The organism is Photobacterium sp. TLY01 (assembly GCF_021432065.1).
In the GTDB taxonomy this organism is placed as follows: Bacteria; Pseudomonadota; Gammaproteobacteria; order Enterobacterales; family Vibrionaceae; genus Photobacterium; species Photobacterium halotolerans_A.
The window spans coordinates 1,254,469-1,266,391 of sequence record NZ_CP090364.1; the positions used below are offsets into that span (position 1 = coordinate 1,254,469).

At 53.1% G+C, this 11,923-nt stretch carries 7 protein-coding genes; 3 read left to right on the forward strand and 4 right to left on the reverse strand.

Going from position 1 to position 11,923, the window contains the following annotated elements; translation table 11 throughout:
* Positions 1-7: 7 nt before the first annotated feature.
* Positions 8-2,230, forward strand: a complete 2,223-nt coding sequence (locus tag LN341_RS21845) for a chitinase (protein ID WP_304622699.1) — start codon at positions 8-10, stop codon at positions 2,228-2,230.
* Between the two features lie 375 nt (positions 2,231-2,605).
* Here LN341_RS21845 and LN341_RS06240 read toward each other — a convergent pair whose 3' ends face one another.
* From LN341_RS06240 to queE, 4 genes are all read right to left on the reverse strand, one after another.
* Positions 2,606-4,150: a PAS domain-containing methyl-accepting chemotaxis protein gene (locus LN341_RS06240; protein ID WP_234204430.1), complete on the reverse strand. Its 1,545-nt coding sequence runs from the start codon at positions 4,148-4,150 to the stop codon at positions 2,606-2,608.
* Positions 4,151-4,589: 439 nt separating this feature from the next.
* Complete coding sequence (asnS, locus tag LN341_RS06245) at positions 4,590-5,990, reverse strand: asparagine--tRNA ligase (RefSeq protein ID WP_234204431.1); 1,401 nt, start codon at positions 5,988-5,990, stop codon at positions 4,590-4,592.
* A gap of 206 nt (positions 5,991-6,196) precedes the next feature.
* On the reverse strand, positions 6,197-9,058 hold the full coding sequence (locus LN341_RS06250; protein WP_234204432.1) for a hypothetical protein: 2,862 nt from the start codon (positions 9,056-9,058) through the stop codon (positions 6,197-6,199).
* 207 nt (positions 9,059-9,265) lie between these two features.
* Positions 9,266-9,934 (reverse strand): 7-carboxy-7-deazaguanine synthase QueE, encoded by a 669-nt coding sequence (gene queE / locus LN341_RS06255; protein ID WP_234204433.1) that lies wholly within the window; start codon positions 9,932-9,934, stop codon positions 9,266-9,268.
* A 280-nt stretch (positions 9,935-10,214) separates the two neighbouring features.
* Between queE and LN341_RS06260 the strand changes: the two genes are divergently transcribed.
* Together LN341_RS06260 and LN341_RS06265 are read left to right on the forward strand one after the other, a co-directional pair.
* On the forward strand, positions 10,215-11,432 hold the full coding sequence (locus LN341_RS06260) for an ROK family protein (RefSeq protein WP_046219267.1): 1,218 nt from the start codon (positions 10,215-10,217) through the stop codon (positions 11,430-11,432).
* 121 nt (positions 11,433-11,553) lie between these two features.
* Positions 11,554-11,919, forward strand: a complete 366-nt coding sequence (locus LN341_RS06265; protein ID WP_234204434.1) for a thiol-disulfide oxidoreductase DCC family protein — start codon at positions 11,554-11,556, stop codon at positions 11,917-11,919.
* The last annotated feature ends 4 nt before the right edge of the window (positions 11,920-11,923 follow it).

The window sequence follows — 11,923 nt, forward strand, 5'->3', positions numbered from 1 at the left end:
ATACGAGATGAAAAAGCAAAAAGAACGTTACCTGACGAGCCTGGCTGGGCTCGTTATCGGCCTGAGCACGGCGGGTGCTCAGGCGTATACGCTGACTCAAAGTGAAGTCAACGCCGATGAGGCGGCCATTATTGCGGCTCAGCCGGAGGGGCTGCAACTGGTCAGGGATGCGATTCGCACGCTGGATAATGCAACGGTTGAAGCCATTACGGTCGGCGCAGGCAGCAATCCGGATAATGTCAAGCGGGTAGAAAGGATAGTCAGTGAGTCCGACTGGCAGTTCCTGTTTCCTGAACGAAATGAAAAGTACACTTACCTGAACTTTTTGAAAGGGATAGGGAAATTCCCTGCCTTCTGCGGCAACTATTCTGATGGCCGCGATGCTGATGCGATCTGCCGCAAATCTCTGGCGACTATGTTCGCGCATTTTACCCAGGAAACCGGCGGTCATAACAGTTACAGCGCGAATCCGGAGTGGCGTCAGGGGCTGCTTTATTTGCGCGAAGTAGGCTGGACGGAAGAGATGTCCGGCGGCTACGGCATCTGTGCGCCCGGGGTCTGGCAGGCGGATGCGTACCCGTGCGGCACCAACGCTGATGGTACATACAAAAGCTACTTTGGCCGTGGCGCGAAGCAACTGAGTTATAACTATAACTACGGTTCGTTCTCGCAGATGATCTATGGCGATGTCTCTGTGCTGCTGGAGCATCCGGATCGTGTTGCAGACACCTGGCTGAATCTGGCCAGTGCGGTGTTCTTCTATCTCTACCCCCAGCCGCCGAAACCCAGCATGCTGCATGTGATTGACGGCACCTGGCAGCCGAATGCAGCGGATTTGGCCAACGGTCTGGTGCCTGGCTTTGGTGTCACGACGCAGATCATTAATGGTGGCGTCGAGTGTGGCGGCAGTGCCGAGCACATTCAGTCACAGAACCGGATTAACTATTACCGGGAATTTGCCAGTTACCTGAATGTGCCTGTCCCGGCAGACGAGGTGCTGGGGTGTGCCGCCATGAAGCAATTTGACGGCGAAGGGGCCGGTGCACTGGCGATTTACTGGGAGCAGGATTGGGGCTGGCGTCCGGATACCCCGGATAACCAAACCTACCGCTGTCAGCTGGTGAATTATCAGGGTCCTTATTCGGCATTTATCGCCGGGGATTACGCTAAGTGCGTCAGTGAAAAATTCGGCGTGGATATCCTTGATGACACGGGTCCGGTTGCCCCGGTTGCCCCGGTTGCCAATGCAGGTTCTGATGTGACTGTGGTCGGTGACAATTCGGCAGTGACGCTGGATGGCAGCCAGTCGAGCGATGCCAATGACGATATCGTCAGCTACAGCTGGGTACAAACCAGCGGTCCTGCACTGAGCATGTCAAATGCGAATCAGGCGCTGGCGACTGTGATGGTTCCTGAGGTCGCAGAAGAGACGCAATTTGAGTTCACCCTGACGGTCACAGACAGCACCGGCTTGTCTGCCTCGGACTTTGTGGTGATCACAGCGAAGGTGGTGTCCGACAATCAAGCCCCTGTGGTGACTCTGACTGCCTCTGATACAGCCACGGCAGAGCAAGAGGTCACAGTGTCGGCAGCTATCTCAGATGCCGATGACACTGATCTGACGCTCAGCTGGGCTGTGTCCAATGATCTGACACTGCAAATCAGCCCGGATCAGCGTTCAGCCACATTTACCGCGCCGGTCGTGACGGTTGAAACGCCTGTGACTGTGTCGGTTGTTGTGTCTGATCCTGCCGGGAACAGCGTGACGGCAACCAAGACAGTGACGGTTCAGCCAGCCGGGGAAATCTGTGCGCAAAGCTGGTCAGCCACGGCTGTGTATGTCGCTGGTGATACTGTGGTCTTTGCCGGTCAAACGTGGCAAGCACAGTGGTGGACCCAGGGCAATGAGCCGGGTGCTGAGCAGTGGGGACCATGGACTGTGGTTGGCAATGCCAGCTGTACGGGTGAGACGACAGAACCTGTTGTGCCGGTTGACCCGTCTGAACCGACGGATCCTGAGGAAATCACAGATCCGGCAGAGCCTGTGATCCCGGGGGATTACCCGGCGTACGAAGCAGGCACGGCCTATGCTGCCGGCGATAAAGTCAGTGCCGGAGGCGTGGATTATCAGTGTAAGCCTTATCCGTACTCAGCCTGGTGCAGCGGCGCTGCCTGGGCCTATGCGCCGGGTACAGGCACAGCGTGGCAGGATGCCTGGACTGTGTTGTGATTCACGCTACAGGTAGATGGAACGGTCTAGCTGCACGCTGTTTCAGGATACTGAATCACGTGTGTGGTTACTGATGCAAAGCCCCCTTTTATTAAGGGGGCTTTGATATCAGCGCCGCGGTTTGGATGAAAAATCAGTTATTTATTGGTATGAGAGAGTAAAAGGTTAAATTTACTATTCAGGCTTGATGAAGCCACGCAAGATAAATATGTGTCTTCCTGAGTGATGGCATAAAGACAGGTTAAACAAAACGTGTACTGATTGCTTGGACAATATTGCTCATCTCAATTGCAACCATAAAAAAAAGGCCGTAATGCGGCCTTGGGATTTCACGGCAGTGGTCGGGTAGAGCACTGCTTTTTCAGGGGAAAAGGGTTAACCGAAAGATTTACTCATGCCTTCCAGAGACGCCACTTTTTCGCGCATCTGGCTTGCGGCCTGTTCCATGCGTGACATCATCACAAGGTTTTCAGACGAGGAGGTAGAAATCTGATGAACGTTGTTGCTGATCTCCTGAGCCACAGTGCCTTGTTCCTCCGCCGCTGCGGCAATTTGCGTTGAAATGTCAGCAATTTCATCCACCATGGACACTACTTCCAGAATACTGGCTGCCGTGTCATTGGTATGGGTGACACATTGTCGGGTCTTTTCAATACTCTCGGAAGAGGTTGCCTGCCATTGGTTCAGGGTGGCGTTGATATTAACAATGCTGGTTTTAATATTTTCAGTCGCACCGTGGGTACGCTGCGATAGGGCGCGCACTTCATCGGCCACGACAGCAAAACCCCGCCCTTGCTCGCCAGCCCGTGCTGCTTCAATTGCGGCGTTCAGTGCCAGCAGGTTGGTTTGCTCAGCAATACCTTGAATTTCCATCATCATGGTTTCAATTTGTTCCGACACTTTGACCAGTGACTGGGCGGTTTGCGCCGCGTTTTCGGTGTCTTTGGCCAGGTCATTGATATTGTTTTGCGTAAGTTGCAACACTTTGGTGGTGTTGGCGCATTTTTGCTGCGCGGTGAGCACTTTGTCTGTCGTTAACTGAGTATTTTGTGCAATTTCTGTGGCGACAGCAGACATTTGGGTAATGGACGTGGCGATATGCTGGGTATCTTTGTCCTGATTGGAAATGGAGTCGCGGGTGGAAATTGTGACATTCGTGAGTTCATCGGTAACTTCGCGAATGGTCTGCGCTGCATCATCGACCCGGCCCAGTACGGTTTTCAGTCGGGCATCGTTTAATTTCAGATGGAAATCGGCAATGGACGTCAGGTTGTCGCCGCTGTAGACAATGCGGGTGAGTGCATCATAGTCACTGGATAGCTGCTGAAAAAAACGGGGTACAGCAAATAGTTCACCCCGACAAAGGATCGCAATGAAGATCAATGGAACAGCAGCGGATAGGAATTCGAACTGAGGGAGATAAAAATGCGTCAAGGCAACACACAAAACGGTCAGCAGGGCAGACAGTCCCAGCTTGGCCCAGCTGGATAATCGGAACCCATAAGGATTTTTTTCATTGTTCAGTTGCTGATAGACATGTGTCGCTGTGCTGATCATGTCCTGAGTTGGCTTACGGCGCACCGATTGATAGCCGGAAACACGATTGTTTTCGTACAGCGGGGTGACGTAAGCATCCACCCAGTAATGGCTGCCGTCTTTACAGCGGTTTTTGACAATACCGCGCCAGGGTTTTTCTGCTTTCAGGTGGCTCCACAAGTCACCAAAGGCCGCTCTGGGCATGTCCGGGTGGCGGATAATGTTGTGGTGTTGCCCAACCAGTTCGTCAAAGCTGTAGCCACTGACTTCGACAAATTCGTCATTGGCATAGGTAATCACACCCTGTAGATCTGTTGTGGTCACTAACTGAGCGTTCGGATCCAGCACCACTTCCCGGTCATTGACCTGGCGATTTTTACGCATGAATTGTCCCTCTTCGTCACGCAATAGATGGCAGCATTGTTGAACTGTGAGCAGTTCTTTTCATTATGTATCACGTCTGACTCAACTCTAGATGAGGGAGATTTAACCGCATAAGGCAAATGGCGGGGATTTGAATTTCCTCAAGGAATGCAAATTTAGTGGCAGAAAAAGTAAGCAAAGCTGAAATCAGCGATTATTATCTATGTCCGCAGAGTATATTTTTGCACTGAGTCAGTCAGATGGCTCGGATGACATAATTCCATATAAAGAGTGCGTCTATTCTGAATGAACATTTAATCGGAAGCGTACCATTACGCTATAACGGCCACTGTTTGTCTGAATCTTGTCTTAAATGATGAAAAGATGGTCGACTAGGCAAGAAAAAACCCTGCGAGCGAAAGCAGGCAGGGTTTGAACTATCAGCCGAATATATGACGGATTAGAAGTTCGCGGAACGCGGTGTCCGTGGGAATGGAATCACGTCGCGGACGTTCGCCACACCGGTGACGTAAGAAACCAGACGCTCAAAGCCCAGGCCGAAACCGGCATGCGGCACTGTGCCGTAACGGCGCAGATCGCGGTACCAGTTCATATCTTCCGGGTCGATGTTCATGGCACGCATGCGCTGATCAAGAATCTCCAGACGCTCTTCACGTTGCGCACCACCAATGATTTCACCAATGCCTGGTGCCAGAACATCCATGGCCGCGACCGTCTTGCCGTCTTCGTTCAGTCGCATGTAGAAGGCTTTGATGTCTTTCGGGTAGTTCTTCACGATAACAGGCGCGTTAAAGTGCTCTTCGGCCAGATAACGTTCGTGCTCGGAAGACAGGTCGATGCCCCACTCAACGTCGAACTCGAACTGACGGCCGGACGCTTTCAGGATCTCAATCGCATCTGTGTAATCCACCTGAGCAAAATCAGAGTCAACGAATTTTTCCAGACGGGTGATCGCTTCTTTGTTGATGCGCTGTGCGAAGAATTCCAGATCATCGCGGCGCTCAGCCAGCACGGCTTTGAACACATACTTCAGCATGTCTTCTGCCAGTTTAGCGACATCGTTCAGATCCGCGAATGCCACTTCTGGTTCAACCATCCAGAACTCAGCCAGGTGACGGCTGGTGTTGGAGTTTTCAGCACGGAAAGTCGGGCCGAAAGTGTACACTTTGCTCAGGGCACAGGCGTAGGCTTCAGCGTTCAGCTGGCCGGAAACCGTCAGGAAAGTCTCTTTGCCGAAGAAATCTTCGTTGAAATCGACATTGCCTTGTTCGGTACGTGGCAGGTTTTCCAGATCCAGCGTAGACACGCGGAACATCTCACCGGCACCTTCTGCGTCAGCGGCAGTGATCAGCGGGGCAGAGACCCAGAAGTAACCCTGCTCGTGATAGAAGCGGTGAATGGCCTGAGACAGACAGTTACGCACACGGGCAACCGCGCCAATCACATTGGTACGCGGACGCAGGTGGGCCACTTCACGCAGGTACTCAATCGAGTGGCGTGTTTTCGCCATTGGGTAGGTGTCAGGGTCATCAACCCAGCCAACCACTTTCACCTCAGTCGCTGCCAGTTCGAAGTCCTGGCCCTGAGCCGGAGATTCAACCACTTTGCCCGTGACTTCCACGGAACAGCCAGTGGTCAGTTTCAGAACTTCTTCCTGGTAATTATTCAGTGCATTCGGGACCACGGCCTGAATCGGGTCGAAACAAGAGCCGTCATAGAGGGCAAGGAAAGAGATTCCGGCTTTGGAATCCCGACGTGAACGGATCCAACCGCGTACAGTGATCTCACTGTCAACCGCAATCTTACCGCTCAGTACGTCTGAAACAGGCGCGTAAGTCATGATGTCATTATTCTCCGTTTAGGCACGACTGAGTGCTGTGCTTAATTTACTGTCCAAAACAGCAATATTACCTGTCTTGACACAAGCATCAAGCCTTGATGCGCTACCTGATGGGAAATAATCACATTGTGTTGTGTTTTGTGTCGATTAAATAATCGCTGCGGCAATGCTGGCGACCGTTTTCCGGCCGCCAGCGAGAGTTGATCTTAAGGTGTGGGTGTCGCTGGTGGTGTTAAGTCGCACGATTCTCCGTCTCTTAAGATGGTGCCGGGGTATGGGCTGTCTGGCAGCGGAGCTTCCGTGGGTGTCTGCACTGTCACAGCGGGCACATTCGCTGCCGGGATCAGCGCTACCACATCGCTCCACATTTCGCCGTCGTCTGCACCCAGCGCCGGTGTCGCACTCTGCCAGCGGGTGAAATGATTGAAGCCTTTAACCGTGAATGTCAGGCCATCGGTATCAGAGACCTTAATCCACTCTTTGAAATTGCCGGTTGGGAATCGTTTGGCGCCGTTGCTGAACACCGCGTCGATCTCCGATTGGGCCATGGCATTTTCGTAGTACAGCGTGCCATCGGCTTCCAGTTTCCAGCGGATCGGGATGTCAAACCCACAGCCGTCACTGTCTTTGTAACGACCGGTCTGAAAGCCGCTCTGACTGTCGGCCTGCGCATTCAGGACCAAATGACGCGAGGTATCGCTGAACGTCAGCGCCTTACCGGCCAGCATGCTTTGGGTGAAGCGGGGGGTTCTGCCTTCCCAGCTGACGGTGCAGCTGGCCGCCTGACTGGTGAAGGCTGCCCTGGTGCGTGCCGTTGCAGGCATTTGTGTTCCGCTGTTCCAGCCAGAATCGCTGGCCGTGCAGGCAACCAGGGTGTCAGGGACATATTGCTTGGTCATCAGGTTGTCAATCACACTGGTGTTGGCTCCGCCGATGTCGGTCTGGCTGAAATACTTGACGGCAAGAATCGGCCGATCCTGATATTTCTTGTGGGTGAGCGCCCAGAGCTGGTAATCGCTGAAGGTATCATTGCTGTTTTCAGTCAGGCGCAGAAAGCCGTTGTCATTTAACTGCCAGCTGCGGTTGCTGCTGCCCGGTTGCAAGACGGTATTGAGGTAATACTCCCAGGTGTTGTCGCTTTTCAGGATCAGGGTTTCCAGCTCGCCCAGCGAGCCCGGGTCAGTGGAGATTTGCACCAGATGCTGATCAACCAGGCTGTTGACGCTGTCGGTGACGAAACGCTCATCGCCGCCACATTCGGTCACGGAATTGAGGAACTGATCTTCAGTGGCCGGGGAAGTATTACCAAAGCTGCAGTCGCCAAAAGCCGGCAGATTGTCACGGGAAGTGACCGCATAAATCTCTTCTTTGGCGGCGTGATTAAAGCCGGCGAAATGGTAGTCGGTGTCTTTCAGAATCGCCTGACCCTGATGCACCGCACCTTGTTCGACGACTAAAAATAAATAGGGCGTATCAAACGGATAGTGGTTCGCCAGCTGTTTGATGACATCAGGCACGGCGAACTGGAACATCTCTTTGCCCAGTGAAGACACCGCGCCCCAGATACCGGTTTCAACCACCATCCAGTCATCACCGCCGACATTGACCCAATAGTTGGCCTGATGGGTGCCATTCAGCACTAACTCCACCACCACGTTATCGGTCAGATGATAACCGTTGACCTGCTCAATACTGCCAGCGCCTTCTACCGACACCATGTCCTCAAGGGACGTATAAGGAACGGTCGGATTGTCTCTGGGCGCCACAGTGCATTCGTCGCCACCGACCTGCGTGTTACACAGCAACATTCGGGTGGCCACCGGATTCCAGGTGAAATAGTAGCCTTTGGCGGCTTCACCAAAGGTGGTGTCGGCGGGCACGTAACGGGTCATGAAATGGTTTTCTTTGGTGGTGAGAAAATCATGCATTTTCAGACCAGACAGTGAATAGCTGTTGACCCGCATGGTGATGTTGCGGCCATCGGCTTCTTCGAGTCCGGCATCTGTCATGCTGGCGGTGCTGCTGGAAGAAATCAGCACTTTGAAATACTCGTACAGATCTTTCCAGCCGCTTGAGGTCAGGATCTGGCCCTTGATCGCATCGTCTTTGCTGTCGAACTGAACCAGCCCCTGTTCGCTGAGGTAAGTGAAATCTTCCGTCAGCGAAATGTCGCTCTCGCCGTTTTTGGTCCAGCGCCAGTCGATCTGGCGGGTTTCATTGGTGGCGGTATCCGGGCTGTTGTAGTCCATCATGTCAGCTTCCAGGGTGCTGCCTGTGTTTGAGCTGTGGCTGGCCAGGCGCCAGAAACCCGAATTGAAGATGGTGGCTATTTCGTCTTTTTGCGCCGTCAGCTCGGTGTATTTTCGGGTCATGATGCCTTCAAGGATATCGTTGACGATGCTGAGCGACATCAGATTGCTCAGGCTGACGCCATTAAGGCCGAGTTTGGGGATCAGGGTGACACTCAGCTCATCTGCCAGTTCATTGACGAAATCGCCAGCATTGCGAACATCGATATTACTGGGGTCACTGACAGTTTCACTGAAGATGCCCCAGTGGCCGTCTGTGGCGACCCGTTTGATCAACGCACGGTAGGCGAGGGTGGTTTTCAGGGACAGGGCGATCTCTGTGTCGGTTAACGGTGTCATGAAAAGGTTGGTCGGTAAGTCATCACCGATAGCAAATTGCGGCACACCGTTGAGATCCAGCACCAGTACGCCATGCAGCAGCAGGGGCACCTGCGCTTCAATACTGTAGTTGCCGTCTGTCATCGCAAAGCTGGTGATGTCACCCTGACCCATGACTTTGCCCTGCTGATTAATAAACAGGACGGCAAAGTTGTCCTGATATAACTCTGGTGTGGCTGCGTAAGCCTGGCTGACAGGGCGCCAGCTCACGCCTTGTTGTGCGGTCATCAAACCCGCAGGCAGGTCGACCGTGACGGTAAATTTGGTTTTGACGGGGGGCAGTTCTGCAGGTTGAATACCCACATCGTCTCCGCCGCCACCGCACGCAGAAAGCAGGCCAGCCAGAAACAGGCTCAGGCCAATCATCAGATAAGTGCGCATAACATTTCCCCTGAATACTCAATGCAGCACGTGTTGTACCAATCTCAAGGCCAGTCATGTGTGGCCCGATTGGTTTCGGTGTTTGGGCTGAGTATAGGTAAGCGGCAGGCAGGGAAATGTAAAACCCGACGGGCCGTCTCATCCCTTGAGACGGCATCTAAGAATTGAGACAACCCAAATGCGGGTCAGGCTGAAGTGTCAGCGTAATCAGGCAATCGACAGGTATTTGTGTGTCTGGACAGACAGACGCCAGTTACGGGCAATGCAGGTTTGAATGCACAGTTCGGTGGCTCTGGCTTTCTGGCTGATGGGCTGCAGGGCGATGGTGACATTGCTCTGTAGCGGTACACCGACTAACAGCGCATCCAACTGGTCGATATCTTTTTGCGTGCCGACAGGATGTTTGATTTCATTTGCGCGAGACAGGGCACCAGGCAGCACCGGCAGTTTGCCTTTCATGTTAATTTTTGGAGAAACCGTCACCCAGGTATTCTCTGTCGCCAGTACCTCGTAAGTCCCGCTGGTTTCAATCTGGCAACGGAAACCCTTGGCTTCGAGCTGTTCTGTCAGCGGGCGTAAGTCATACAGACAAGGTTCGCCACCGGTAATGACGACATGCCTTGCAGTGTAGCCCTGCTCAATCAGCAGGTCGACAACGCCGCTGGCATCCAGAGCCGTCCAGCTGGGAGAGTCGCCCTGTTTGGCAAGCATCGCGCCGACGTTCACTTCATCCTGAGGTTCGGCGCTCCAGGTTTGTTTCGTGTCACACCAGGCACAGCCGACCGGGCAGACTTGCAGACGGACAAAGATAGCCGGCACGCCTGTGAAAACACCTTCACCCTGGATGGTTTCAAAGATTTCGTTGATTTTGTACACGGCTGACCTCAAAACAATCATGCAAGTTAACGCGAAAAGGGTTTTTTATACCCTGAACCTCAAAGGGCGCGTATTATGTCAGAACCCTGCGCCCTTGTCTCTAGAACCACATACCTTTCAATCATGTGGTTTGTTTGCCCGGCCCGGTAAAGCGAAGGTCAAAAGGGACAGGCGGGTCGTGACTGGGTTCACGTCCTTGGCACAAGGGGCTTCACAATTACTTCGCAAAGTAAAAAAATTCAACTTCTTGCGTATTCGTTAACCTTTGAGGATTCAGAGCATGTATGTCGCTCAACCCGGTCATATCGATCATATCAAACGAAACAATGCCGGAAGCGTCTACAAACTTATCGATCAGTATGGGCCTATTTCCCGTATTGAGCTGTCGAAAAAGAGCCAGTTAGCGCCAGCCAGTATCACCAAAATCACCCGCGAACTGTTTGACGGGCATCTGATCAAAGAAGCAGAAATTCAGGAATCAGGTAACCGTGGCCGTCCGGCCATTGGCTTAGTGCCCGATAATGATGGCTGGCAATTTTTAGGCATTCGTCTTGGTCGGGGTTACCTGACGATCGCCTTGCATGAGCAGGGCGGCGATATTCTGTTTGAAGAGCGGCAGGATATTGAAGAACTGGCGCAAAATGATGTGTTGCAGAAGCTGCTGGATGAAATTGAATCCTTTTTTGCCCGCCACGCGAAACAGTTGGATCGGATAACTGCCATAGCGGTGTCTTTACCGGGTCTGGTCAATTCCGACAAAGGCATGGTGCTGCAAATGCCGCACTATGAGGTGAAAGATTTGCCGTTAGGCCCGGCAATTCATGAAGCGACGGGCCTGCCGGTGTTTATCGGCAACGATACCCGTTCCTGGGCACTGGCTGAGCAATTGTTCGGCAATGCCAAAGATGTCGCGAACTCTATTCTGATCTCCATTCATCATGGTGTCGGGGCGGGCATTATCCTGGACAACAAGGTGCTGCAGGGCCGGATCGGAAACATCGGTGAGCTTGGCCATATTCAGATTCAGCCTGATGGCCTGCCCTGCTATTGTGGCAACAAAGGATGCCTGGAAACGGTTGCCAGTCTGCAGGCCGTCAGACAGCAGGTGAAATCCCGTCTGGCCCTGGGTGAGGCGTCATCCTTATACGGCAAAGAACTGACGATCGAGACTATTTGCGAGGCTGCCGTTCAGGGCGATCCGCTGGCTTATCAGGTGATCACTGAGCTGGGTTTCCACTTAGGCCGGGCGATTGCCATTATGGTCAATCTGTTCAACCCTGAGAAAGTACTGATTGGCGGTGAATTCAATCAGGCCAAATCTGTGTTGTATCCTGCGATCATGGAATGTGTGAAGAGCCAGTCTTTGCCGGTTTATAGCCAGGATCTGCGTATTGAAGAAACCAGTTTTTACACGCAGGCGACCATGCCTGCTGCGGCGCTGGTGAAGCAGGCGATGTATGACGGTCATCTGCTGGTGAAACTGATTGAAGAAGGCTAGCCACTGCCCGAAAAGTCGGCAATGCATTACGCAGCGAATGACCCGTTCGCTGCGTTTTTTATGCTGATTACTCACGATCAGCCAGACTGAAAGTAAGCACCCGGCGACAAGGAGAACCTTCATGAAAACGAGCAAAATCACTGTGTTTTATGACGGCGCCTGCCCGACCTGTGTCCGCGACCGGAAATGGTATGAGTCCTGGCTGGGGAAGCACCCGGATCTTGTCGAATGGTACGACATTACCGGCAAAGATGAAGCCTTGGCAGCCATGGGTATTGAGCCCTCTGAGGCGCTGAGAGAGCTGCACGTTCAGGACTGCAACGGCGCAGTCCACAAAGAAATGGATGCCTACATACTGCTGCTGAAGCAAATCTGGTGGCTGCGGCCTGTGGCCTGGTTGATGGGGCTTCCCGGCATCCGGCAGCTATTATCCGCTGTTTATCGCCGCATGGTCGATCAGCGGTTAGCCCGAGAGGGGCGAGGTTGATCAC

What these genes read in the sequence shown, in the direction of transcription:
- LN341_RS06250 (WP_234204432.1), bottom strand. Translation starts at nt 9,058, where the DNA reads ATGCGCACTTATCTGATGATTGGCCTGAGCCTGTTTCTGGCTGGCCTG.
- asnS (WP_234204431.1), bottom strand. Translation starts at nt 5,990, where the DNA reads ATGACTTACGCGCCTGTTTCAGACGTACTGAGCGGTAAGATTGCGGTT.
- LN341_RS06240 (WP_234204430.1), bottom strand. Translation starts at nt 4,150, where the DNA reads ATGCGTAAAAATCGCCAGGTCAATGACCGGGAAGTGGTGCTGGATCCG.
- LN341_RS06265 (WP_234204434.1), top strand. Translation starts at nt 11,554, where the DNA reads ATGAAAACGAGCAAAATCACTGTGTTTTATGACGGCGCCTGCCCGACC.
- LN341_RS06260 (WP_046219267.1), top strand. Translation starts at nt 10,215, where the DNA reads ATGTATGTCGCTCAACCCGGTCATATCGATCATATCAAACGAAACAAT.
- LN341_RS21845 (WP_304622699.1), top strand. Translation starts at nt 8, where the DNA reads ATGAAAAAGCAAAAAGAACGTTACCTGACGAGCCTGGCTGGGCTCGTT.